A 25,446-nucleotide genomic window follows, 5' to 3' on the forward strand; every position below is an offset into this window, starting at 1 on the left:
CCGCCCTTTGTTCACCTCATTGCCAAGTTCCGAAGTGACAGAGGCTGGAATAAAGGCGTCTCTCTTTAGAGCGGACCCTGAACGCCGGCTTTTAGCTAAACCGGTTATTGACGGCGTGCCGAAAGCCCATGTGGAGCAGCCGCAGTCTGGAAGCCACGATCTGCCGCCCAGTTGCCATCATCACTCACAACGGATCGCCACACCGCCGGTTGTGGCATACGTTCGCTTCTCGGACCCAAATTCGGTCATGCTGGCTGTGACGCTTTCCTGACCATGGGAACCTGACCGACAACGGTTGCAAGAAGACCAAGTCCGAGCAGCCCGAGAGCGCCGTCAACGATCAGAGCCATACTGTCGCCCATGCCCAAGAAGGCAGGATGCGCGAGAGCAAGAACGATCAATAGCGCGCCCGTGATGGCGCGACCGAACCGCGACAGCGTAGCAGGCGGAAGCAGAGCGGCCGCCCCAAGCACCGCGATGCTGATGATCCCCCATGTCCAGATCAATGGCGCGACCAGTGGGGTAAACAGCGCGGTGAAGGCCGCGCATGCCAGCGCGACCGGTTGCCCCCAGACAGTCGCGGTCCAAACGCTCTCCCATCCGGGTGCCGGTCTGCCCTTGTCCCGCCGCCGCGCCAGCCAGATGTTGACGCCTCCTGCTGCGAGGTAGGTGAGGCCAAGGCCCAGCAGAGCATAAGCGATCTTGATGACGCCACCGCCGAACCAGCCAAAATGCAGGAGTCCGAGCGAGCCCAGGATTTGCTGGCCCACATTGTTGTCAGCTGCCTTTTGCTCGTAATAGAGCTTGCCCTCGCGATCAAACGCGTAGCTATTCGCATTGGCAAGCCGCGAAGAGCCGTCCTCGACCTCGAACATCGCGGCAGCGCCCATTTCGGTGGGATGCTCGATGACGAGATAGTTGATGCGCTCCCCCGGCGCTCGTGCGGCGACGGTGGCGAACAGGGGCCGCAGGTCGAGCGGCGGCGCGGGTCGCGCGTCCGCTGCCGGATGGGGCGGCGTGAAGATGGCATAGACCTTGGCGGTATCGCCCTGGAACACCGCAAGGCCGATCGCACCGATGATGATGGTGCTGAGACCTAGCAGCGCGCCCGTCAGCGAGACGGTGATATGGAAGGGCAGCGCCCATACTCCAATCCGATTATGCAGATCCGCCTCCTGCAGGCGCCGCGATCCGCCAAGCCGCAGGTGGAAGGCATCGCGAAAGATGCGCGGATGCGCGAGCAGGCCGGAGATGAGCGAGGAGAGCAGCGCGACGCCGGTTAGCCCTATGATGAAGATACCCCAGCTTTGCGGCAGGTGCAGATTGATATGCAGCCGAGTCAGGAATTTCGTCCAGCCCTCGCGGACCTTCCCTGTGATACGACCTGCGCCATCGGCGATCCACGTCGTCTGGGTACCATCTTCGGCATCGAACCGTAACGTTGGCCAAGGGCGATCTTCGCTCGGCATCAGGATTAGTACATGCTCGACCGGACCTTCGGTGCGCTCCATAGCACCGAGGTAGGCCGCCTGTACGGCATCTGCGGACATCATTTGCATGCGCTCGGCGCCGGGATTCTCCCACCGCTGAAACTCGTTGGCGAAAACGGCGATGGTGCCGGTGAGGCAGACCAGATACAGGAGCGCAGCGAACGCAAGGCCCAGGCCGCTATGCCCTTTGAGCACCGCGCGCACTAGATCGGACGAAGGAAAGCCCGTGCTCTTTTTCACTTTCGTCATGTGAACCCCTTGAGCATTGCCGCGCCAAAGCCGAAAACGGCGGTTCCCACCAGCATGGCGGTCGCGCGCAGGATGCGGCTGTCCGCCAGCGTCCACGCCATCGCACCGCCCCATGCCAGCGGCACGATCAGCCCTCCGATCAGGAGCCGTGTCTGCATCTCACCGGGCGCCCACACAGCATAGCTGATGCCAAGCGCCATGGCAGCGATCATGCCCACCGGGCCGGCGAGCGACCAACGCAGCGTCGTGCGCCAAGCGCTCATCGCGCGCTCCGCCGGTTCGGGAGCCAGGCCCTCACGCGCGGCGCGGCCTGCCTTGGCTGGCCGGAGCGTATGGCCGGAAGCGATGACACCGAGGGCCGCAACGGCAAGGAGAGTCAGGGCGATGAATGGACCACGTGCATACCCTAAAGCCCAAGCGGACCAGATGAGATTGATGGCCAGTAGGGAAAGCCCGGCCCAGCGCCACGGCGCCTTCCCGGTTTTGAGGCTCCAGGCCCGGCGCAACAGCCAGCTTCCGGATATAGCTCCGCCGAAAATGACCGCCATCTCACCAAGAAGTGCCCCGCCGGTCAAAACCCTGCCTCCAGGATTACGCCGACGCTGCGTGGTGCGCCGATGATGGCGAAATTGGTGAAGCTGTTGACATATTGGTCGTACTTCTCGCCGAACAGGTTGTTGGCAAACAGCGACAGGCTCCAGTTGTCGGCTTGATAGCCGATCCGCGCATTGACCAGCGTGCGCGCGCCTACGCGGCCATCAGATTGCGGGATCGACACGTCGGTATAGACCGCGCTGCGGTAGCTGGCGTTGACATTAGCGTTGAAACCGCCTCCGAAGCGCAGATTGGCGCCGCCCGCCAGTGTCCATTTGGGCGCATAAGGAAACTCCAGACCCGACAGGTCGGTGATGGAGCCGACATCGGTGACGAATTCATCGAACTTCGTGCGCGTATGGCCAAGGCTTGCATACCAGTCGAACGACGATGACACGCGATGCGCCAACTCCAGTTCGAACCCGTAGAGATGCGATTTGCCAGCGTTGACCGTATGCGTGTCATAAGTGCCGTTGCCGAAATTGGCGGTGGTCTGCTGCTCCTTCCAATCGATGTAAAAGGCATTGGCGTTCACCGTCATGAGACCGTCGAGCCAGGCCGAGCGCAGCGACAGCTCATAGTTCCAGGTGAATTCGGGATCATAAGGGAAGAGCTGCGAGCGGGCGGTGTTGAACCCGCTGCCGCCCGATCGATAGCCGCGCTGCACGACGAAGGCGGTGGCAATGTCGGGCGTCCATGCCATCTCCACGCCGCCCTTGGGCAGGAAGGCATTGAAAGTGCGCGTGCCCACTGGTGCCGAGCCATTGGCATCATTGACCAGCCCCAGCACGGCGGCATTGATGCCTGCGAAGGCCGGCGCCAGCGGACCGTATGCTGCCGGATCGGGCAAGGTGCCGACGAAGGTCGCTATCGCCTCACCGCCGATCTTGTTGCGCTCGCGGTCATAGCGAAAGCCGCCGAGCAGCGACAGCCGGTCGGTCAGGCGATAGCGCGCATCGGCGAACACGGCCATCGTCTCCACCTTCGTCGGAAAATCCGATGTGTAGTCGACCGGGATGTTGGGAAGCGCGGCGGTGTACAGCGCGGCAACCTGCGCCGCCGTCTGGGCACCCAGCGCGGGCGTCAACAAGTTCACGATGGTCGGGCCGGGTGTCGGCACCAGCGTTACCTGATGCGAACGCCTGTATTGGTCTCGATTATAGTAGAACAAGCCACCCAGACCGCTAAGACGATCACTTTCATAATTGACGCGCAGTTCCTGAGTAAACGTCTCGGCCCCGCCGGCGATATCGCTGTAGGCTATGCTGGCAGCCGAACTGTCCCCGTCATATTTGCGGATGAAGTTGGTGTCCGTCCAGGTGCCGAGCGCGCTTAGCGACAGGCCGCCGCCCAGATCGTAGCGAAGGTCCAGGGTCACCTGATCATTATCGACATCGCTGCTGTTGGGATAATCCGACGGATTGGTGCGGTTGTTGAAATAATCGCCGACCGACCGGTCGACATAGGTGAAGAGATAGCCACCCTTCGTTTCGAAATGATGATAACCAAGGCGCGCCTCAAAACCCGCGAGGGCGGAGGGCGTCCAGAGCAATTTGCCGCGGATCGACGTGGAATCGACGCCGCTTTCCGGTTCGTTGCGCGTGATGTTGCGAATGTAACCGTCCGAATCCCGCTTTTCGGCCGAGACGCGGAAGGCCAGTTCGCCGGGCACCAGAGGACCTCCGCCTGCGACGGCGAATTGCGTCGTGTCGAAGGAGGAGACGAGCGCGCGGCCTTTGAGGCTCCAGTCGAAGGTCGGATCCTGCGTGCGGATATGCACTGCGCCGGCCAGCGCGTTGAGACCCTGAATGGTCGATTGCGGCCCGCGGAATATCTCGACCTGCGCCACGTCCCACATATCGGTCGGGCCGTTCGACAGCACGTCCTGCGGCACCGGCGCACCATCGACGAACACCGTGGCCGTCGCCGCGTCGCCGCCACCGGAAACTCCGCGCTGGTCGACGCCGCGGATCGAGAAACCCGAAGCCCCATAGGTTTCGGAGACGTTGGCCGTGCGATTGTAGACGTCCTGGATCGTCAGGATATTCTCTTCGGCCAGTTTCTTTTCGGTCGTCACACTCACCGAAGCCGTCGTTTCCTGAAGACTGCGCACCGCCTTTTCGCCGGTGACGATGATTTCGTTCTGCTCGTCCAACGACGTCGCTTGTTGGGCAGCCTCAGCCGAGGCGGCCGCTAACGCGCAGAGCAGCGATGTGGAAAAAAAGAAGAATTGCTTCATGGCACCCCCGTTCGTCACGAGGAGTGCCTAACCAGTATCGCTAATGCGAGTCAATCTCAATTTTACTGTTGAGGTTGTCTACTTCCTTTGACTCCCACCTTGCGGCCTACAATTACGGCGCTCACCGCCCTCATAGCTGACGTCCAAGGTCCTTTCGGCTCTCCCTAATAGCGGACTCTCGTTCATCCTCCGGCGGCATGGCAGCGGGTTCAGTGGCGACATGCAGTGGCTATGCCATCGATCTCGAACGCGGGCACGGCGCGGACGACTGATGTGGTACTCGCGGGCCATTGACGTTGCTAAGGTGCGAGACGAGGCTCATCTTCGCTTAGGAGCGCAGCGGAACCGTGGATACGATACTCGACAACGCCGTACAGTCGATTCAGATCGGCATCGAAGATTATCGCAACGACGATCCGCGCCGCTTGCTTTCGGCGATCCGGAATGTCCAAGCCGGCATCCTGTTGCTTTGCAAGGAGCAGTTGAGGCGGCTTTCTCCTCCTGGGAGCGTAGAGGTTTTGCTCAAACAGAAGACCCGTCCGGTGAGGCGCGGCGGGGAAATCATGCTTGTGGGCGACGGTCGCCGCACCGTTGACCAGGCCCAGATCATCGAGCGGTTCAAGCAACTCGGCATCGAGGTCGACTGGAAGCCGCTCGACCGTTTGACGCACCATCGAAACGACATCGAGCATTACCGGTTCGCCGGCACGCGCGAAGACCTATCGGGAAGCATCGCCGGATCGGCCAAGATCATCCGCCAGCTTGTGAATGATGTGCTCGATACCGATCCGCTCGCATTGCTTGGCAAGCCATGTTGGGAAGTTTTGCTCGAAACCGAAGCGGTATTTGATGCTGAATTTAGCGCGTGCCGCGCGACCTTGGAGTCGATCGACTGGTACTCCCAGTCTGTCGCGGACGATCTGGACGAGCTCTGCTGTCCGAAATGTGGTTCGATCCTGATCGCCCAACAAGATCCCGCCAACACCAATCAGGGGAAGGCCGACTTTCGCTGCCGCTCCTGCGGCGCAAGGCCTTGCAGCGAGGAACTGATCAATGAGGCGATCGGCCGCATCCTTCACGCGGACTTCTATATCGCCATGACGGACGGCGGCGAGGATCCCGTCATCGAATGCGCGGAGTGCGAATTCGAGACCTACATACTGGAAGAGCGTCTGTGCGCCGGCTGCGGTTATACCATTTCCGATCACAACTGCAGCGAATGCGGGCGCGAAGTCAGCGAGGACGACTTCCTTCGTCACGACGGCCTTTGCGTGCCATGCTTCCTTGCTGTCGACGACGATCGGTAATGCTCATTTTAGGTGCGACATGGGCGCGCTCTGGGGATCCACGTCGACGAGCGGGGCCGCCAACATAGCGGCCATCCGGCGGCCCAGATCCGCTCCCGCCGCTCTCCGTCATTACAGACGACGACCACTACTTTAGGAAGCAGTCGTTCGGCCATCATCAGGCTGTCCCGCGGTTTCTGCTCAGGAACTCGACGATAAGAATTCCGCCCAGGTTTGGTGACGACAGGACCAGATCGGGTCACCTCACGAGACGGTTGCAAGGATAGCGACTTGGTCACGAGCAAGTGTGCCAACTCCGAACGTGTCAGTCAGCACCTGCATGAAATCAGAAACGGCGTCGATCATGGCTTCTCGATCGTCATCGGGCAGCATGGTTTCATGGACTGCGAAGTCGTTTAGACCGCGGAACGCCATAGATCCCGGACTCGGCCGAGAAAGCCACCATTGAACATTTCGAAGCCCCGACGCACCTAATATTATCCGAACCTTACCCGCGCCTCCGGCGGTCCGGATCGTCCGCATCGTATGCTCAAGCCAGCTGACTAGGTCATTGATCACTTCATCATACGCGATGTGCGGCAGGTCTTCCTTTTTATAAAATCCCCACGCGGAAATTGCCCAGATCTCTCCGGTGCTCTTGTACCATCGGGCGATCGACTTGGTCGTGCGCTGGGCATCGGGGCTTTCGAAGAACGCATACCCGTTCCCGGTCTTTCCGCCGGACATGGCATGCCCGCCACCGATGGGGACAAGCGTGTCCTGACCCCCTGGAAAGATGCCGCTGAACTGAGTCGGTGCGCGACCCTGCTCGGCCGGCAATAATCGGACAAAAATCCGCGGAGCCGGTGCGACGATAACGTCGATCTGCCCAAGATGAGGGACGGCAACAGGAAGTGGATTATAGGCGTCTTCCCATATGCTGGGGTCGTGCCCAAGAGAGGCATGCCATTCAGGCAAGCTCTTCTCGGAATCGGTCTCCTCACTCTCGAACATTGCTGCCAGGCGGGCGCCGAACTGGCGTTGCAGATTGTTTCGTTCCTGGCGAAGCCTTTCGGTGGGTGCACCTTCCGGCAGATCATATGCGATTGACCCCGAGAGATGTCGAAGATCGAACGGCAGATCCTCGTAGCGGGTGGGCCCCATTGCCTTATTGAACACAGGAATGACGCGCCCTGGCCCTCGGGACTTCCGCGCATAACCAAGCTCCAGCATGACATTCGGGTTCGCCAGACACTTACGCTCCAATCCATCACCGATCGATGCCACGGTCGATATGTCCGCGACGAACGCGAAGGCGCAATCAATCTTGCGCAAGATTTCCTCCGCGATGATTTCGAGCCCAACGATACCTTTGACGCCCTGATCAACTTCAAACCGCTCGGCTTCCTCAAGCTCAGCGGCAAGCTCATCGACGGCGCCTTTTAAAGCCGCATAGATAAGATCACGTGTCTCCCGTTTGGGAGCGTCGCTTTGCCATGACCAAAAGATGGTACGTGTCACCGGGCTCTCCGTTTTCGAGTGCAGGGCCTGAGTTTACAACGGCAATCACCGCACCGTCTCAGTCTATTCTCGCCCGGCTGTCCGAGCAGGCGCCTTCGTCGCGTTCATCACGTCTCCAGTACGATCAAACCTTTTCCGCCGTCAACGCGCACTTCCACGAGACCAATTATCTCGACGCCTCGGCCTCTGCTGCTGGCATGGCTCCCTTTCTGAGAGCAAGCCAAGATAGCGATCAGCGCAGACCGGCGGGGATCTGATAGACCCTGTTATGGCGCGAAAGTTGATCGAGAAGGTTTTCGCTAGATCGCCAGCCCTCGAATTCCGGGTCGGCGTCGATCCCCAGCGCCCGATCGCCGATGGGCGCGTAGCGGCGTAACTGGCTCGCGATACCCTCGCGACCGAAAATCCAGCATGCTACAGAATGGCGGGAGAGCATGACGCAAAGCCGCCCGGCGTCGAGATGAAAGGCAGTCGCGTCGGCTCTGCCGGACAGCGGATGCTGCACGAACATGAGGGGCCGCTCGAGACCTTGGAAGCGATTGGCCGTTTCGACCAGAATGGCGTTGAGGTCAGGCCATAGCCGCTCACGCACGGCGGCAACTTGCGCGACCTGGGCACAGGCCACTCCGATCATGGCCGGGGTGACGCGCACACGCTCCCCATTGGGTTCGACGACGTAAGCTTGGCGGTGAAGCACGCGGCGGATCGTCGCTACCATGCATCCGGCCATTTCCCGATCGACGTCACCGGCCATCAGGGCGGGCAGCTCGATCATCGAAAGTGACTGTCCGCGGGTCGGCGCATCGAGCGGGAGATCGGTCGGCATGATGCCTGGGACGATGTAGCCCATCGCCCTGGTCGGGGTCAGGGCCTCGAAGGGCAGATTGGGATAGAACGCGGGCTGTATGAAGGAAACCGTGTCCTGGACCAGCCTGCGACTAACCGGCAGGGCGAGGCGCCGGATTCCGGGATGACGTGCGAGGAGCGCACCAGGCGCGGGAACGTGAGGACCGGCCAGGTCAGACCGCCAGCGTTCCAGCTCGGTCTGAATGACCGGCGCGATCTGTCCAGGGTCGCCAATCAATGCGTGGCGGTGCGCCAGGCCGGCAATCTGCAGAAACTGAAAGTCCGGAAGCTGATAGGCCTCGTCGACGATCTGCAACTCCGCGATCGGTTGATGCGCATCGAGCCAGGACCATTTGGCGGCATTACCGATGACGATCATCGGCCCTTGCGGCAGATGCTGGGTACTCTCGACGATCGTCAACGAGGGGATGGCTACGATGGCTTCCGGAATTTCCAGTTCCTTGCTGACCATCATATGGATGGGGACGCGCGGAAATCCCGCGCCTAGGCGGCGGGCGATGTCGTAGGCCTGTTCGTTGGTGAGGGTCACGACCATCACGCGCTCGCCGAGGATGGCCGCGCCCTGGACGGCCAGCCTTTCAACGACCCCGGTCTTGCCCGCGCCTGGCGGCGAATCCAGCACGACCGCGGCTTCGCGGCGATACTGCGTGGCCAGGACCGCCTCGATCGCGGCGTTGGCCCGGTCCGCGGCTGTCACCATGACGGCGGTCATCGCAGTGCCTCGATGGCCGCCTGTAGATTGGTGGGAACGGTGCGGGTGGAGGACGGCGGCGCCGGGTCGTCGTGATGCGTCCAGGGAATGACCGCGAGGCGATCGCGCATACGCCCGCGTTTACGGATCATATAGCCCCAATCGGCGCCCTTGCTGCCCAGCTCGATTGCACTCCCGCTCGTCGGGATATCGACCGCCTGATGGCCCTTCTTGATCCTGAGGTGGAGATGCGTGCCGGCCGGGGCGATGCGCACATCCTCGATCACGACCTGCATCCGCTGGTCGCGGGTCAGAACGAGCAGGTCGCGCGGACGGACGTGGAGATTGACCTGATCGGTCGAGATGACGAGGCGATGGACCGTCTTCCTGCCTTCGCGAACCGAACCGGTTTCGATGACCTGGCCGGCAATCAATCTCCCGTCCCAGCGCGCGCGGGCGGCCGCCATGCGGTCGCCATAGATCTGGTCCGCGGCGACTGCCTGAAGCGCGTGCTCGCGCTCGACCATCTTGTAGGCAGCCGCCCGGGGCTTGTCGCGATAGGGCAGCGGGCGTTGGGCATCGCGGCCATTCATGAAGCTCAGAAAGGCGTTCTCTTCCTGGCGGCGCAGCTCAGTCAGGATCGGCGCTTCGGCGATGGGCTGATCGAGCCAGCGCAAAGCCTGCTGAACGGCGTTGTAGATATTCGTAACGATAGGCGACAGCGCGGAGAAAACCTGCTGACGGCGAAACCACAGCTCGTCGGGCTGGGCATGGGTCGCGCGCGCGGCATCATAGGCGCTCACGAGCGGCTGCAGTGTTATCCGGTCGAATTCGGGATCGGTCTTCACGCCCATGACCTGGCGCTCGGCTTCGGCGATGGCGTTCTGCAAGCTGCGCCCGGCCGGGGGGCTGAGCCAGGTGAGGAATACGCCGAGATGCTCGTCGTCACCGCTGTGCTGGCCGGTGGCAAACAGCGTGGCCAGGGAGCTGGTTGCGGTCATCAAGGTCTGCTGGCCGGCATAGGGCATGCGTTCGGTCGAATACGTGAGCAGCTCGCCCACCCGCTTGATCTGCGGATTGTCGCGCGTGAAGCGAAGGCGGTCAGCCAGGATGTCTAGGTGACCGGCCGCTGCGCCGGACGAGACCCAGAACTGAGGAAAGTCGCCGCGCGCGCGGCAGTCGGCGAAGTAATTTTCGATGCGCGCGCCGAACCAGGCGATCAATTCATACTGTTCGTTGCGCTGGCGCGGATCGCCTACGACGAAGATCTCAGGCGTCTGGCCGATGCCGCCGACCGCAAGCGCGTGGACCGCGGTGTCTTCGCCGGCCATCGCCAGGGGGCACACGATCAGGGCATGCGGCTGGATCACCACCTGGCGGTGTGAGACGTGCCTAATGGCCCGTTGCTGATCGACGGCTGCCAGCCTTGCGACGAGATCGAGAGCACTAGCCATTGGCGGCCTCCGACAAGGTTCGATAGGCACGCGACAGTTCTGCTTGAACGATCGCCTCTGCCGGGGTGCGCGCCACGGTGCCGGGCCGGCCCTTCATCAGCTCGATGGCCCGGACGATCGACCCAGCCGGGGCAAGATACTCGCTGGCATGCTCGCCGAGCAGCGCCGGGCTGCTGTTCGCCACCGCCTGTTCGCGGCAATGCGTCCACAGCGCACAGTGTTCGCGGCAGTTGGTATGGTAGCGGCTTGGGATCGAAACCAGGATGGCGGGATCGCTGAGCGTGCCCCAGGCCGGTATCATGGCTTCTATCTCATCGAGGCTCGTTGGCGCGTCGGCCATAGCGCGCTCGATCGAATGCACTTCGCCGAGCACCGACATCCGCTTCAAGGTGGGCAGGAAGAAGCCTGTCACTTTGAGAATGAGGTCGCAGCGCGCCAAGGCGAGGGCCGGAGCGGTCCCGAAGTCGGACAGGAGCTGGCGCAGCGAGGTAACACCGACCGCGGCTTGCCGGCAAGCGGCGCGCAGATCGGCCGGGTCAGTCTTGCCGCCGCGATCCGCGTAGGACTTGAGAACGCCCACCCGGTAGAAAGGCTCGTCGTCGCGCGCCACCAGATAGTCCGGCTCGATGGCGTGAGGCGCGCCGCCGTAGTCGAGGATCAAGCGCGGCTTGATAATGAGGTTGGGCGCGTGACGGTCCTGCCCGAGTTTCAGGCCGATCAGCCGGCGCGTCTCCGTCTCTCGGCGGCGGCGCTGAGCGAACGTATCACCCGGCGCGAAATCACCGACGGATACGATCTTGGACTCTGATGCGTCCAGATAGGTCTCGTCGACATAGAGCGAGAACAGATTGGCGGCGCCATTTTGCATGACATGCCGTTCAAACTTCTGGTTGAGGACCAGGGCGAAGGGCGACTGCGCCTCCGCGTCGTCGCGGTTTAGAATGTCCTGCGCCGCTTTTGCCGGGCTGACGCCGGCGATGGTCAAGGCCTTGAGCCGAAGGCAGTCGGGATTGCGTGCAACGCGCTCGATGCCGCGCGCGCCCAACTCCTGAACGGGCTGGGGACCGCGAAGCTTGGCGATGCGCGCGACTTGGTTCACCCCACGGCCTTCCCGAGTTTCGCCTCGCCTTCGATGACGGCTGGGAGGCCCCAGAGCTGCTGCTGTTCGCGGTAGCCACGCAGTTTCGCAGTGGCGCTGAGGCGTTCCTTGAGGTCGTCCTGCTCGATTAGCTGGAGTTCGTTTTCAACGGCTGTGCGAATGCGCTCGGGGTCGGCAGGCTGGCTCGCTTCCACGGCGCCCGGGACGCCGCGCGCGAGGCGCATCATTATGGCCTCGACCGTGGAGGCTCGCACCGGGTTCGTAGCGGCAAGATGCAGCGAGCGTTCGAGCAGGGCGAGCGTCGTGCGCAGATGGCAGGTCCGCAAGGTGCGCGCGCCGATGAGCCGGCGTTCGATCGGCCATGCCGAACTGGTCAGGAGCCGCGGCATCGCCGTCAGTGTCGCGACATTGAGAGCCGGCGCGATCCAGGCGGGCCGGGCAGCCGGATCGCGCCGTGCGGCCCGCTCCTCGTCGCGGCGCAGGCTGGAGAAGCGCGAGGCCGAGATGTCGGCGTCGCTGGTCGCCAGCGCGAGTTCGCTGATCAGAGCGGGCGACGCTGGCACGCCGATTTCGTCGAGCGTGTCGAGAACCTGTTCGCGTACCACGCGGCCGCCGGCGCGTGAGCGCGGGCTTGCCGCAGCGTCCCCGTGTGCATCGAGGAAGCGCAACTCGGCCGTCAGGCGCCGCCGCTCGGCGCCGAGTCGCTCCAGCTTGGCGTCCAGATCGCGGTGATCGCCAAGCGATCCATCAGCCAGCGCTAAATCGAAGGATTCGAGCAGCATACGCTGGTCCGCCACCACTTTGGCGAGCCTGCGGGCGATCTGATCCTTCGAATGTGTCATGCACCGCTATATAGGCTTCCATGCTTTTCCATGCAATACCACGCTACGCCACGTCATCGTTGAAAGCATAGCACAGCCTCGAGGGCGCCGCTCTTACGCTTATAGATCCGTGTGTACCGATTGATTCCCGACATCGATCGCGCGCTTGGGAAATCGTCGCGGCGCGGTAGGCTGAGTCCGGCGGCCACTCCCATTTCGCCGATGATCGTCGGAAGATCGTTGTGCAACTCCTTGTAGTAGGAGTCCTGCACTACGAGAATCGCTGCTGCACTAGGTTTCAGCACTGGGACCAAGGCCGCCAGCGAACGCGCCATCTTGTCGAAGTAGTCGAGGTGGGTTTTGAGATAATAGCCGCCGGACGCCTTCGAGGGATGCTTGCCGAGCTTCTCCAGGAAGGCGAGGCAAGTGTCACCCCATTCGGGTCTCGGCGTGAGAAACTCCTTCGGAACCCGTGTGGAGCCGATCATCTTGCGCCCCAGCGCCTCCATCGAAATGCGCAGCCGCGGATAGAGGATCGCCAGTTCGATCCGAGTTGCGGCGGAATAATCGATCCGCGTGCAATAGGGGGGCGATGACAGGATCAGGTCGACCGTTTCCGCTGCCGGCTTGGCCTGGGCCGTGTCCATGACGCTCAAACTGGTCATGATGGGGCCGGTCGTCGGGCCGGCGTGGCTACGTGTTCCGAGCGATGTAGCCATGATGTCGATGGCCTCGACAAATCTTTCGAGCAGCTTGCGGCGTTGGCAATCAACGAGGGTTTCGCCTGGCTTGGGCTCGCGCAGCCAGGTGGGGTTCGACGACTGGAATTGCCCGGCAAGCTCACGAGTGATCGTGAACAGGGCCACGTAGAATGTTGCTGCGAGCGCCGACATGCGCTCGACTTTCGCACCCTCGATCGAGAACGTGGCGGCTCCGACGAGCTGGTCGCGAATTCGATGCTCCAAGCCGCGGATGAGCGCAGCAAGGGGCTTTTCGAACCAGGTCAGCAGTGGATCCTTGTCGAGCAGGCGGCGCGGATCAGCGCGGATGCCCTTGACCGTGTCGCGCGCAAGCGGTCCGAGCGCATCGGCCTCGCTGGTTGGAAGCAGACGCGCGCGCGCGATGATTACCATGACCGGATTCACGTCCCAGCCTTCCGCGCAATAGCCCCGGTCGGCAGCGCTATAGGTGGTCGTTCCGCTGCCGTTCCAGGGGTCGAGAATCTTGGCGCCCGGTGCCAGCTCAGCGCTCTCGATCAGCTTGTCGGCAAAGCTATGCGGGTAGCCGGCGTAATAGGGGAAAAAGCCATGCCATCCCGCTTCCTCTTTCGAGTTGCGTTTCGGCGATGCGATCTGGAGTCTGGCGATATCGGTCATTCGGCTTTTTCTTCCCGCCAGGCCGCCGCAAAGTTGGGCGTTAGCGGCGCCAGAAGCGCAATGATCGCCGCAACATCGAGGGGTGGATTCTTGAGCCGGTCTGCTTGCACTTTCAGCGCGAGATGCAGTGTCTCCGGCTTGTCGGCGAGAAGTCGTGCCAGGAAGGCATCGGGATGGACCGCTTCGATGCCCGTCGGCAGATGCACGAAATCCTTAAGGTTGCCGGTGACGATGCAATCGGCTTCAGACGCCGCCGCACAGGCAGCGACATGTCGGTCTTTCGGATGATTGCGCATCTGAGGTATCAGCGGCTTGTAATCCTCGACCAAGGCATCCGCGAAATTGGTATCGAGGGCTTTGCGAAGCGACGACGCGCTGGTCGCAGAAAGCCGTCCGTCTGCGATGAGATTAATAAACACTTCGTCGAGGATCTGATCGGTCCACAGCGGGATAAAGCAGCCCTCGACGGCGGCGGACAGCAACGTATCGCGCAGCGGCAACGCGTAGAGCACGTCGGCATCGAGAACGGCCTTCAACATCGAACGCGGACCCCACGCTATTACCTTGCGCGGCGATCAGTTCCCCCTGCGCGTGCGTCTTTTCTTGCCACATCGGCCGGCCAGCGTCAGGTTGCACTTGTAGCGATTAGGGGTTATATCCGCAGTTATGGCCGCCCCGCGTCGAACCCATGAGTCCAGCCAGAACGGCGTGACGAACGCCGATCGCCGTACCGCGCGCGAGCTCGTGTCGCTTCTGGGTGACCGAAATGTGCGCGACCGCTTCGAACTCAAGGGCAAGGATGGCCGAGCCGCGACGCTCACGGCGCCCATGATCAGTCTGATCGAGCGAGCGGCAAGGATCGTCGCCGATGGGACGGCAGTCGATGTTTTCGCGCGCGACAAAGAGCTAACATCGCAAGAGGCGGCCGAGTTTCTGGGCGTCTCTCGGCAGTACCTCGTTCGCTTGCTTGATCGAGGCGATATTCCGTTCGCGCGAACGGGCAATCATCGGCGCGTGAAGAGTGCGGATGTCCTCGCGTATCGCGAGAAACGAGATGCTGCGCGCCGCGATGCTTTGTCGGCGATCGCGCAGGAAACGCAAAATGCCGGCGGCTACGGCGCGCCCGCCACGCTGGGGCCTAAGCGCACCCGTCAGGGATAGGCCGGCAAGTCGCCATTGACGAGGAATTCGAGCAGGTCTTCGTTTTCGAGCACCGCTGAATAGAAGACGTGCTGCCAGGAATTGGGCGTCGGATCGGCATGGCCATTCCGAAAGGCACCGATCGTCTCGGCTACCGCCTGGCCACTTGCCCGCATGGTGGTGACATTGCGGATCAGCCGGCGATGTTCGTTGCGGAAGAACCGGACATAGCGGCCGGGAATATCGAGTTCGCGTAAGTGCGTCGTTACAAGCGCGGCTTCGCCTGGCAGAAGCGCCGGGCTGGGAATGAGCTCGAATGTCGGGGCCGTAAATGGCGGGGTGATGATGAGATCGACGATCTTGGCAACTGAGAAGACATCGAAGTAGGGATGGATGAAGTAGCGAGGATTATCGGCATCGCCTGTCTTTTCGAGCTTCTTGAGCTGGCAGGCGTCGCACATGGGAAACAGGTTGCCCGGCGTGATCGCGAAGTGCGGATAGGCCCCCTTTGGCAGGTAGTGATCTAGCGTATTGGGCGCGCCCGGCTCTCCGCAAGCAGGGCATAGATCGAGGTCGTGATTGCGGATCGGGGCCATCGCCAAACCGTGGGCGGATTCGTCGTCGGCGCTCTTGTAGAGGTTGTGAAACGTCTTTTTGCGTGGGCCGATCGCTGGCCATGACTGCACATGCTCGGGCGATCCGCCATGATCGAGATACGTTTGGACGCGGTCCCGCCATTCACCGGCTATTCCGGTAAAGAAATTGGCGTGAATGCCGTTTTGGCGCTCGGCCACGACCAGATCCACAAGGCCGAGGCTGCACGCCGCCGGAAGTGGTAGCTGCATGACCATCAGCCGTTGTCCATTGCGCGGATTTGCACGATCAGCTCTTCGTTCAATTCCTCGCCGAGGGCTGCGATCAGGGCGTCCGCGTCACCCAGTTCCTCCAGCTGTTCCCGGATCCATCCCTCGTAAGGCTTCGAGGTCGCATTGTCGCCGAACACGTAGGAGGTGATGCGCTGGATGTCGCCGCCGAAGGTCTCGAACGGTGGCCGCTTGACCACGAGGCCCGCGTCGGTGCGCTCGAAGACGTGGACGCAGTCGCTCGGAACTTCGCGCACGGTGACGACCGAATGGGTCGCCATCAGCGCCTTCGAGTTGAAATGCTGCAAAATCCGCTTGAGCATCCCGATAAACCGGATTTCCAGGGTCGGGTGGAGGAACAGTTCGGGCTCGTCGATCAGGATGAGGCTGTCCCGTCGGATCGCGCCCAGGATGTTCACGACGATGAACGAGAAGAGCTTCTGGCCGGAGCTCAGTTCGATCGGGCGCTTGTCCTTCACGAAGGTTACGCCTTCTGAGGCAACTAGGTCTTCGCGGATCGTGTCGATGACCAGATCGTTTACGGATGCGGCATCGATCGCGATCAGGTGACGGTCATTTAGAAGATCATCGTCTTCAATAATCTTCTGATCGACGTAATCGTGGTCGAGATAGTAGCGCTTCGGATCGAGTTTGGGGGTTTCGACGGTCACCGCGGCGAAATCGAAGTCGAACGCAGTACGCAGCACGCGCTCCATGGTTTTCAACTTCTGCGGCCAGCCAGGCAGCGAGCGATAGCGTTTGTCGTCCGACAGGCAGTCGAGCAGCGACGTCGCGGCATTTCGCTTCGGAGCCTCGTGGGTCAGCCGAATGCCGCCGAGCCGCTTCGTGCCCGGTTGTGGGGTCGAACGCCCGCGAAAACCGAAATAGCGGTAAGCGTCCTGATCCTGCTTTTTGACGCCGCGAAGATCGACCGGAAATTGCTCGAACGGGCTGTACGAGACGACGACGAGCTGGCTGAGATTGGGTTTCTCGATGAAGCCGGTATCCCGCTCTTCGTCCGTATCACCAAGCCAGTCCTGCACGATCTGGTGGAGCAACTGCGATTTGCCCGAACCGTTGGGTCCTATGAGGACATTGACGTCGCGCGGCAGCAATCCCTTCGCGGCGAAATGCAGTTCAAGCGTCGAGACTTCGCCGAAGACATCCCGAAACTGAAAGCCCAGGTCCATGACGTCCATCGCCTGGCGCGCGAAGAGCTTCCATCCATCGAGGAAGGATTTGACGCCGCCACGCTCGCGCTGCAGCGACTTGCGAAAGGGGCTCGTGTCGATCTGCGCTATCGCGCGCGCATCCTCCTCGATGTTAACGAGGTAACTGGCATCACGCAGCACCTTGGCGACCCGTTTGGCGCCGTCGAGCTCGATCTGCGCGACGAGCTGCTCGTAGAATGTGATCTCGTTGGGGACTGAGATGTAGTCGCCCTTCGGTATAGGAAACTCGCCGTCCCATCCGTCTTTCCGGAGTTTGTCGAGATAAGTGGCCGTCGTGTCCTGGCCATCGACCATGAGCTTTATGGCACCGAGTTCAACCTCTTCGCCGCCGATCCTGCAGATCGTTCCGAAGCTTGTCCTGTTGCCGTAGTCGTCCCAATCGTTTTCGAGCAGTTCGAGCGCGTCGCCGTCAACGCCCGGCACAAAGCCCTTCGCCCGGCGGCTCGACCGACCAAGATAGACGACTTTGAATTGGGCCCGCTTCGCCATATGGTCTTATTCTTCCCCATCCACAGCGACGCCAATAGCAAGCAGCCTGCTCAGGTTCGAGCCGCTATTTCGCGATTTCCGCAAAACCTAAGGTCGTCCCCTTGCGAACCACTCCCGCAACTCGGGAAGGGTGAACGGCATCAAGCGATCGTTGCAATGTGCACGCCGGTGGCATGTCGGGCACAGGATGACGAGATGGTTCGGCAATGTCTTCCGCACACCGCTCGCGAGCGGATTGGGGTGATGGGCATCGAGCATCGCGAAATCGTCGTGGGCAAAACCGCACGCCTCGCAGGTCGGTTTGCCGTGCCTGGCCGCCGAAAGCACTTTGGCATCCCGGCTCACCTTCTCGTCGCGCTCGATGTCACGTTGCAGCCTCCAGACACGGTTCCCCTCGACCGAGCCCGCCCCGTCGGGAACCGTGGGCCGAAGGCCGCCGGACACCAAGGTCGGCACGCCCGTATCGAAGAAGTTCGCAGGGGCGGGTAGAGTTGCCAGTTCGACCGTCCAGTCCGCAATGCGCTCCCACAGCATCGCGACGCGGTCGTCGTGTCGGATGACACTGTCGACCGCGCCTTCCAGCATGCGCCGGTCCGGCATGCCGAGATCTTCCACTAGACGCGGATAGCCTTGCAGGCGCCAAACATCGTTGAGCGCGATCGCAACAGGCCAGCGGGAGAGGCGTTCGATTTCGGTGGGATCGTCGAGCAGCGTGGCCGTGTCGCCATGGACGGTACTCGCCCGCGCGACGTTGAGAACGCGGCCGCCCAGACCATCGCGAACCGAGCGCCCGCCTCCGATCGCAATTATGAAGGGGCGGCCTACCGCACGGCGGGCGACGCCGGCGGGCAACATGTAGAATCGCTTGGGATTGGCGCGGTCTCCGCGCTTGGCAAAACAAAGAATGTGCGAGCTGATCGCGCCGAACACCGCCTTGCAGCCCATGATCTGTTCGGCGTCAGGGACGATGTCGCGGACAGTGGTCAAAAACGCACCTCAATAAGAACTGCGACATAGTGCAAAAATACGTCTTTCCTCAAGACTCCCTCGTTTATTGCCCGTAGATTTTGCGATAGAAAAGTAAAAGGCCTCGGGGGAAACCAGCTTGACCGCTCCAATTTATCGCAACGCCACGTCCGCCTGGAACGCGCTGCAGAATTCGGGCTGCCTCGATCTGGACGAGCGGGACGATGATCTCGTGGGCAAGCTCCGGGACCGCCTCGATGGCCAAGCACCTGATCTCGATCACGCGCTTTCCAACGCGACGACCGATGAATTGATGTCCGCGTTGTTCAGCGTCATTCAACCGTTCGTCGGCATGTTCCAGGATATCCTTGCGTTCTTCGAGAAGGCCGGCGCGCACAATGGGCAGTCGCAGTGGCGCATCAGCGTGGGGGAAGAGTTTCTCGATCTGCGCCATTTCGAGGAGTTTCTCGAACATTGGAGTGCGATCGACGCGGACCTGGAAGTGCCTGCTCTCGACCGAAGCCACGCCTTTTTCCTGAACGATGCGCGCGCGGCGATCGGCGGCTGGGACTACCTGGTCGAGGGGATGGAATACGGCAAGATAGCTGACACCGGCATTCGTGATGTCGATGACTGGCTCGCGGCTTACGACGCAGGGCAGTATGCGCTGTTTCCGCCCAGCCTGATGCCATCGAAATTTCCTCCAGGCCTCGCTGACGCGGCCGCTATCCTGTTGGCTGCAGTGACGATCCTGCGGCAGCGCGGTCTCTCCCGTGAAGAGATGTTGGCCGAGCACAGAGCGCGCGGCTACCGATCCGTGGACGACGACGCCTTGCATCCGTGGACGATTGCTCAAAGCGAGACCGACTACTGGCTCCGCTCGCATGTCGGATATTTGGCCAATATCCTGCAGCGTCCGGCCTCCGACATCGAGGAACTCGCGGCGCTGACCTCGGAAAAGCTCGCGCCGTTCCCGCGCCGGCGCGTCCCGGGACGGATCGAGATAAAGGAGATCGAGCGCCTGTTGTCGCTCCCCGTCTGGCGGCAGCGCTACGAGACCTATGGCGTATGGATCGCAGCGCTGATCGCCGGATCGCTCGAAGATCATGAGCTGAATATCCATGCCGATGCCGGACAGCTCCGATTTTCGTTCAACGAAGCGAAGATCGTGGATGTTGTCTCCACAAGGCCGATGCGAAGCGTCTTCGCCGAGCGGCGCGTCGAACTGGCGAACCCGGTTGGAAAAAGCCGGACGGGTAATGTGCAGCCGGACTTCAGCATCTGGGCTGGAGAAGAGCCCTTCTCGGACTGCGTTCTGGTTGTCGAGGTCAAGCACTACAAGAAGCGGTCGCGTCGCAACTTCGAAGAGGCACTCATTGACTACGCGAGGGCTCACCCCCGCGCGAAGGTCGCGCTCGTCAACTACGGGCCGGTGGGCAAGGAGTTCGACAAACTGCCCGATCGGATCGGCGACCGGGCTAAGATGCTTGGACCGCTGACACCAGAAACCTACCAGACTCTCGAAGCCTTCCGAGAGTTGATAAAGGACGTGGTCGGGCCGCCCGTGCCGAGGCTGGACGACAGTGGAGGCGGCATTGATCCCATTGTCGCTCTGGACGTGTCCGGGTCTATGCGTGCAGTGCTAACGTCCGAGGAATTTTTTGCCTTTTTGGGGCGATCATCGATCTCAGGCGCGATGTTCGTTCTTATCGACCAAGACGTGAGGGCTAAACTTTCGGGCAACAAGATCGAGCGATGGCTTGCAGAAAACGAACTTGGAAATGCTACCTCTCTTGCCGAACCGATGGCGACGCTGCTCGCTCAGTACTCGGCTATCACTCTGATAACGGATGAGAGCGGCCTGCAAAGCCTGAGCTCGTTGCGATCGGAGATTTTGAAAAGTCCGTTGTCCGATATTGGAGTGGCCTTAGTTGCGCGCGTGACGCGGTAGGGAGCAGACGCGCGACCAGGCTGAATGAAGGTCCGCTTACCTGATTTCCAACATGAGTCCGGACAGTCCCAAACGTCCGACGTCCCGGTCATTACCACGATCGGGATGCTCAAAAATCGGGTAGGAATTTGGCCCACCGAGCGGTTAGACATCCGGCATAGGATGCCGCAGAAGTTCAATTGGCATTTCGGGATGGTTAGACAGTGTATCCCCCTGAAATATCATGATTGAGAGAGTCCGGCTCGGGCCTCCAACATCCTGTCAGCCGATGCGTGCTGATGATTGAAAAAACCCCGCATTTCCGCTAGTTTAAGGTCATTCGCTGGTTGTCAGCGATGGCCTCTGTTTGCGTGTGATTGCAGATGATGGGGGCCGGATTCGGGGGCCTCGTGAGTCCCCGTCAGAAGCGAGGCCCCCAATGGCGCTGACCGACACGGCAATCCGAAAAGCCAAACCCAAGGAAAAACCGTACAAGGTCACGGACGCGCAGGGCCTATATCTGTTGGTCAATCCGGGAGGCAGCAAACTCTGGCGCGTCAAATACCGTATGAACGGCGTGGAGCGAAAACTTGCGCTGGGGTCTTATCCTGAGATCACGCTTGCCGAGGCCCGTTCGGCACGCGACGCTGCTCGCAGACAACTTGCCCATGCCATTGATCCCAATGCTGCAAAGCGGCAAGCGCGCATCGAAGCGAGCATCCGTGCCAACAACAGTTTCGCCAGCGTGGCCGAGGAACTGATTGAGAAGAAGACGCGAGAGGGGCTGGCGGAGCCGACGTTGGCCAAGATGCGCTGGTTCGTGAAGCTTCTTGGTGGAGATTTCGGCAGGCGCCCGATCACGGAGATCACGCCGCAGGAGCTGCTGCACGAACTACGAAAGCATGAACGGCGGGGCCGGTTTGAGACTGCGAATCTGCTCCGGGCTTTCGCCAGCCGCGTATTTCGCTATGGGGTGGCAACAGCGCGGGCCGAGCGTGACCCGGCCCAACTGCTGATAGGTGCGCTGACAATAGCGAGGGTGAAGCATTTCCCCGCGATCACCGATCCAATGGTTTTCGGCGCGTTGCTTCGGGCAATCGAAGATTATCAAGGTGATCCCGCCGTAATGTATGCCCTGAAGCTCACGCCCCATGTTTTCCAGCGGCCCGGCGAAATCAGGCATATGGAATGGAAGGAAGTGAATTTCGAAAAGTCGGTCTGGGTCATCCCCGAAGGTAAGATGAAGATGCGCCAGCCCCATTCAGTGCCGCTATCCCGGCAGTCGCTGGAGATCCTCACCGATATGCGCTCGTTGTCTGGTTCAGGGCACTATGTATTCCCATCGATTAGGACACGCGCGAGGCCGATCAGCGAAAATACGATCAACGCCGCATTGCGCCGCATGGGCTTTCCCAAAGAACAGATGACCGCCCACGGCTTCCGTACATCAGCCTCTTCGCTTCTGAACGAATCCGGCAAGTGGAATCCTGACGCAATCGAGCGAGCACTTGCGCATATGGTCGCAGGCAGCGTCAGGCGCATCTACAACCAATCGGCCTATTGGCCGGAACGTGTTGAAATGGCGCAATGGTGGAGCGATTATCTGGAGGAACTGCGAGACGGAGGAAACAGATGACAGGTTCCCCAAGTGAAGGATGGAAAAACTTCGCGGATGGGGATGAAGCTGAGGATGTTCCGCTCTGGCAAGTGCTGGCTCACATCAGGTCGGACGATCTCGACGAAGGCTTGAGCGCGAACGCGGCGATTATCGGTCAGGTCAGACCGCCCATCGCGCGGTATTACAATGTAGCTTTCGTTGTCAGCTTCGCGTTCGGTTTTCTGTCCGTCCTTTCCATGATTGGTCTTCTGATCTCGGCGGCGTATCCAGGCGCGACGAGCTCTTTCTACTATCTCACGTTGATCATGCTGGCCGCCACAGTGGCACCGCACCTGTTACGACAAGCGTATCAATATGGCCTGAGTATCCCTGAAGCTCCGCTGGAACTGCCCCATGGGCCAGACCGGCTTTTTGACGAGGTCCTACGTTACCTGCAGAGGGTGGACGGCCCGCAAGCCTTCTATCGCTCCCGCTTTCGCAAGAAGCGGATTCCCCTCAAGCGTAGGCAGTTTTTTGGCAGGTTGCGCTACTTCCTGTTCTCCGAGCATAGCAAGGATCGCGGCATGGTCATGCGCTTCCCGACCGCCATGTCCCTCCCGGCCGATCTCTATCTTCATCGTGATGATGTCGAGAGAATGCTCACGATGAGCAAACCGAAGCGCAAGGGCGGGCCAGGCCGAAACACCAAGTACCGCTATGATGAGGCAATTATCTCGCTGATCGGCGATCCTCGGCTGAACGCATTGGACCTGAACGATCGGGCGGCGGCGATCCTCAATATCAAGAATTGGCTATCCGAATGGTTCGAGGCCAACGCCGATGAGTCCGGCGATGTGCCGCGCCGGGATCAATTGACCCGTTATGCCGAAAAAATCTTCACGCACCTGAGAGGCTGCTATCTGCACTAGCGTCGGTCGGAACCATGGCCTTGATGTTGGCTGAGGGGCTCATCTGCATGATGAGTAACTTCTCCCGTCTCGATTATCGTCACTTTCTCGAAATACCTATCACTTTGACGGTCGATAGTCCGCTCTTGACGGCCAATTGCGCCATCGCGATTGTGCTGCGGCGCGTAAGCAATACGCATTTCTGCAATTCGGCCTTTCGACTTGCTCTCACCAGAGCGCCATATCTTGGTATTGAGCATCGTTCCCCTTGCTCCGCCATCCTCCAAGGCCGCCCCACATCCGGGACAATGCGGTGGCTCTGCGTCGTTGACATCGGCGCAGACGATCGCGTCGCACAGGTTACATTTGCTGATAGTGAAGCCGCGCATTTTTCGGTGCTCCCAATGGCAGGTCTCTACGCTCGCATCTTCGACGGCGAATGCCCCGAAAGGCCGTGAGTTGCCTGTCCGGGTCGTAGTGCAAAAATCGTGCGCGCCGACTCTATAGCGCACCAAAGAGGCGGTCAGAGGCTTCTACTTACGCAAAAGCCCGTTCAGGTGCTTGAACGCCGCTTCGAATCGATCCTTCGTCTCGTCCGACACCTTCGGCCAAAGTGTGGCTAGCTGCTCGGTGAAGTAGCGCGCGGGCCTGTAGTGGCCGAACGAACCGGACTTCATGGGGTTATCGGCCAGCCAGGCGTCAATCGCTCGAAGCGTTCGCGGCACATTCTGGTTGAGCTTCGCGAGCGTGATCTTCGACGCAAGCTGCTTGCCGTACTCGCCGTTGACAAGTTCTAAATAGAACGACCGGTCGAACATATCCTCAACATCAGCTTCAGCAGTGCCGGTGAAGTCCGCGTAGGTCGACACTTGCTTCTTGGTGAGCAGATTCTTCTTGTACAGGTCTTCGATGAGCTGCTTGTCACTGTTCTGTATGTCCAGCAGCGTGGCCACGTTCATACCCCTCTGCGAGCCAAGCATGGCCACAAAGGTGGGGACCTTACCGCTTCCGCCGACGGGCGTGACAATCCAGTCCTCCGACAGCCCAGTGCGGCCTTCGCGTTCCAATTCGCCAGATACCGCGCGGAGGTAAAGCATGTCGGCTACCCCTTCAACGATGAGCGAGTTTGGCCCGATGAACAAGGTCTGCTGGATTTCGTAGCCGAGCGCACCTTGCAGCGGGAACAGGCTGTCGTCCGTGGCGTCGAACACGTTTGCCAGCACCTTGGTGCCGTCCTCCTCCTTCGGCAGCGCTTCGGGGGCGTCGATGCCCAAATCCTGCACGATGCGGACCCGCTCGAACTTGGTCGGGTCGATCATGAAGGGTGAGTGCGTGGTGTACAAGAGTTGGTGGCCCGATAACTCGGCGTCGAAGTAGCGCAGCAAGTCGGCCTGCGCACGACCGTGCAGCGACAGCCCAGGTTCGTCCAGCAGCAAAATGACGTTCTGCCCTTGGCGTTTCACGTCCTCGTACCATGCAAGGAATGAGAAGAACCAGACGAAGCCCCGTGAGCGGTTGCTCAACGGCGTGGTCGCCCAGTGCACGGAGTCGTACACCTCACCCCACACGTTGACCCCCTGCTGCATACCCTCCGGGTCTCCAGCTTTGGCGTCACGCACGTCGAAGCGCATCTGTATGTGCCTGTTTTGAGACCAGTACTTGACGATACGCTGGGTCAGATGGTTCCCGGCACCTTGCAGCTTGTTTTTCAGTTCCACCGTGTTGTTGGTGGCCACTAGCTTGCGGTGGTCGAGGCGCGCGAGGTTGATAAGGCCGATGAGCGGGTAATCCGAGTCGAGGAGCTTGTCGTTTTCCTCGCGCGTGATCAGGGCGTTGAGGTTGGCCTGCCCCTCCATCTGATAGTACTCGTCGAAGTACAGGAACTTCGGCGCGCGTGGCCAAATCAGCGTGTTGAAGACGTAGTGGCTAAGCTCCTTCTCGCGGACCTTTGCGACCAGCTTCTTCGCGGCATTGATGGCATCGGTCGCTTCAACCCCATCGAGCGCGACTGCAAAGTCCTGCCAAGTCGCGGCAGCTCCCAAGGCAGCGCGCAGATCATCGGAAAGCGCCGGGTTGCTGGCGAGGTGCTTGCGTGCTGCTGCATTGTCACATGTGAGCGTGTACTTACCGTTCCCGTCGCCATAGTAGGTCGTGTACTTGAAGGTGTTGCTACTGAGAACATCGGGGCCGAAGACGTCCTCCACCGCGAGCAGGTCCGCCTTCTCAAGCTCGTACGTGCACTCGACTACTGCTGCTTCCTCGCGCTCGCCATTCTCGACGGCGAAGCGGTAGTCCTCGACCTCCCGCTTCGGGTAGTCGTAGGTCTCATCAAAGACAGCATCGCCCTTGCGGATCGGGTTGGTGCGGTAGAGCGCCGTGAGGACCGTGGTCTTGCCTGCCTCGTTCTTGCCCACCAAGCAGGTGGTCTGGTCATCAACCTCAATCGGTCCGGTATCCCAGATGCTGCGGAACTCACGGACCCGGTATTGCTTCAGCTTCATCTCAAGCCCACCCTGTTGCTTCGCTGCGCGGTGATCGCACGCGTATCTATGAAGGAACAGAAATCGAACAGCAAGGCTTACGACTCGCTGACTTGTGGTCAGACAAGTGGAAATATTGGAGAAGAATTAAAAC

At 60.8% G+C, this 25,446-nt stretch carries 20 protein-coding genes; 6 read left to right on the forward strand and 14 right to left on the reverse strand.

Features of this window, described 5'->3' with window-relative positions:
* Positions 1-245: 245 nt before the first annotated feature.
* Genes FMM79_RS20740 through FMM79_RS20750 form a run of 3 tightly spaced genes read right to left on the reverse strand, consistent with a single transcriptional unit; the run spans position 246 to position 4,572 of the window.
* Entirely contained in the window at positions 246-1,739 is a 1,494-nt protein-coding gene (locus FMM79_RS20740) for a PepSY domain-containing protein (protein ID WP_148629406.1), read from the reverse strand.
* Complete coding sequence (locus tag FMM79_RS20745) at positions 1,736-2,314, reverse strand: hypothetical protein (protein WP_240339344.1); 579 nt, start codon at positions 2,312-2,314, stop codon at positions 1,736-1,738. The genes FMM79_RS20740 and FMM79_RS20745 overlap by 4 nt, the downstream gene beginning before the upstream one ends.
* On the reverse strand, positions 2,311-4,572 hold the full coding sequence (locus FMM79_RS20750; protein WP_148629407.1) for a TonB-dependent receptor: 2,262 nt from the start codon (positions 4,570-4,572) through the stop codon (positions 2,311-2,313). Before FMM79_RS20750 ends, FMM79_RS20745 begins: the two co-directional genes overlap by 4 nt.
* Before the next feature lie 347 nt (positions 4,573-4,919).
* Here FMM79_RS20750 and FMM79_RS20755 point away from each other — a divergent pair, with 347 nt between their 5' ends.
* Positions 4,920-5,879 carry a hypothetical protein gene (locus FMM79_RS20755; protein WP_148629408.1) on the forward strand — a complete coding sequence of 320 codons (960 nt, stop codon included), beginning with the start codon at positions 4,920-4,922 and terminating at the stop codon, positions 5,877-5,879.
* Between the two features lie 243 nt (positions 5,880-6,122).
* Here FMM79_RS20755 and FMM79_RS20760 read toward each other — a convergent pair whose 3' ends face one another.
* The 7 genes from FMM79_RS20760 to FMM79_RS20790 all read right to left on the reverse strand — a co-directional run bounded on the left by FMM79_RS20760 (position 6,123) and on the right by FMM79_RS20790 (position 14,226).
* The gene (locus FMM79_RS20760) at positions 6,123-7,379 is read right to left on the reverse strand and encodes a hypothetical protein (protein WP_148629409.1); all 1,257 of its coding nucleotides are present in this window, start codon (positions 7,377-7,379) and stop codon (positions 6,123-6,125) included.
* 232 nt (positions 7,380-7,611) lie between these two features.
* Positions 7,612-8,958, reverse strand: coding sequence for an AAA family ATPase (locus FMM79_RS20765; RefSeq protein ID WP_148629410.1), 1,347 nt, complete (start codon positions 8,956-8,958; stop codon positions 7,612-7,614).
* Positions 8,955-10,391, reverse strand: a complete 1,437-nt coding sequence (locus FMM79_RS20770; RefSeq protein ID WP_148629411.1) for a hypothetical protein — start codon at positions 10,389-10,391, stop codon at positions 8,955-8,957. The genes FMM79_RS20765 and FMM79_RS20770 overlap by 4 nt, the downstream gene beginning before the upstream one ends.
* A complete protein-coding gene (locus tag FMM79_RS20775; RefSeq protein ID WP_148629412.1) occupies positions 10,384-11,490 on the reverse strand; it encodes a hypothetical protein in 1,107 nt (368 codons plus the stop codon). Before FMM79_RS20775 ends, FMM79_RS20770 begins: the two co-directional genes overlap by 8 nt.
* Positions 11,487-12,332, reverse strand: a complete 846-nt coding sequence (locus FMM79_RS20780) for a hypothetical protein (protein ID WP_148629413.1) — start codon at positions 12,330-12,332, stop codon at positions 11,487-11,489. The genes FMM79_RS20775 and FMM79_RS20780 overlap by 4 nt, the downstream gene beginning before the upstream one ends.
* Positions 12,333-12,385: 53 nt before the next feature.
* On the reverse strand, positions 12,386-13,687 hold the full coding sequence (locus tag FMM79_RS20785) for a hypothetical protein (RefSeq protein ID WP_148629414.1): 1,302 nt from the start codon (positions 13,685-13,687) through the stop codon (positions 12,386-12,388).
* Positions 13,684-14,226, reverse strand: coding sequence for a PIN domain-containing protein (locus FMM79_RS20790; protein WP_148629415.1), 543 nt, complete (start codon positions 14,224-14,226; stop codon positions 13,684-13,686). Before FMM79_RS20790 ends, FMM79_RS20785 begins: the two co-directional genes overlap by 4 nt.
* A gap of 127 nt (positions 14,227-14,353) precedes the next feature.
* Here FMM79_RS20790 and FMM79_RS20795 point away from each other — a divergent pair, with 127 nt between their 5' ends.
* On the forward strand, positions 14,354-14,848 hold the full coding sequence (locus FMM79_RS20795) for a helix-turn-helix domain-containing protein (protein WP_148629416.1): 495 nt from the start codon (positions 14,354-14,356) through the stop codon (positions 14,846-14,848).
* On the opposite strand, the gene FMM79_RS20800 is transcribed toward FMM79_RS20795, so the two are convergent.
* From FMM79_RS20800 to FMM79_RS20810, 3 genes are all read right to left on the reverse strand, one after another.
* Positions 14,839-15,672, reverse strand: a complete 834-nt coding sequence (locus FMM79_RS20800) for a hypothetical protein (RefSeq protein ID WP_148629417.1) — start codon at positions 15,670-15,672, stop codon at positions 14,839-14,841. The two genes, FMM79_RS20795 and FMM79_RS20800, sit on opposite strands and share 10 nt — an antisense overlap.
* A 5-nt stretch (positions 15,673-15,677) precedes the next feature.
* On the reverse strand, positions 15,678-17,411 hold the full coding sequence (locus FMM79_RS20805; protein WP_148629418.1) for an ATP-binding protein: 1,734 nt from the start codon (positions 17,409-17,411) through the stop codon (positions 15,678-15,680).
* Positions 17,412-17,498: 87 nt separating this feature from the next.
* Positions 17,499-18,398 carry a hypothetical protein gene (locus tag FMM79_RS20810; protein WP_148629419.1) on the reverse strand — a complete coding sequence of 300 codons (900 nt, stop codon included), beginning with the start codon at positions 18,396-18,398 and terminating at the stop codon, positions 17,499-17,501.
* Between the two features lie 118 nt (positions 18,399-18,516).
* Between FMM79_RS20810 and FMM79_RS20815 the strand changes: the two genes are divergently transcribed.
* From FMM79_RS20815 to FMM79_RS20830, 4 genes are all read left to right on the forward strand, one after another.
* Entirely contained in the window at positions 18,517-20,328 is a 1,812-nt protein-coding gene (locus tag FMM79_RS20815; protein WP_148629420.1) for a hypothetical protein, read from the forward strand.
* Positions 20,329-20,746: 418 nt separating this feature from the next.
* Positions 20,747-21,943, forward strand: a complete 1,197-nt coding sequence (locus FMM79_RS20820; protein WP_148629421.1) for a site-specific integrase — start codon at positions 20,747-20,749, stop codon at positions 21,941-21,943.
* Entirely contained in the window at positions 21,940-22,833 is an 894-nt protein-coding gene (locus FMM79_RS20825; protein ID WP_148629422.1) for a hypothetical protein, read from the forward strand. Before FMM79_RS20820 ends, FMM79_RS20825 begins: the two co-directional genes overlap by 4 nt.
* Before the next feature lie 47 nt (positions 22,834-22,880).
* Positions 22,881-23,270 (forward strand): hypothetical protein, encoded by a 390-nt coding sequence (locus FMM79_RS20830; RefSeq protein ID WP_148629423.1) that lies wholly within the window; start codon positions 22,881-22,883, stop codon positions 23,268-23,270.
* A 75-nt stretch (positions 23,271-23,345) separates the two neighbouring features.
* On the opposite strand, the gene FMM79_RS20835 is transcribed toward FMM79_RS20830, so the two are convergent.
* A complete protein-coding gene (locus tag FMM79_RS20835) occupies positions 23,346-25,313 on the reverse strand; it encodes an AAA family ATPase (protein ID WP_148629424.1) in 1,968 nt (655 codons plus the stop codon).
* Between the last annotated feature and the right edge of the window lie 133 nt (positions 25,314-25,446).

This window comes from Novosphingobium sp. BW1, from assembly GCF_008107685.1.
GTDB lineage: Bacteria > Pseudomonadota > Alphaproteobacteria > Sphingomonadales > Sphingomonadaceae > Novosphingobium.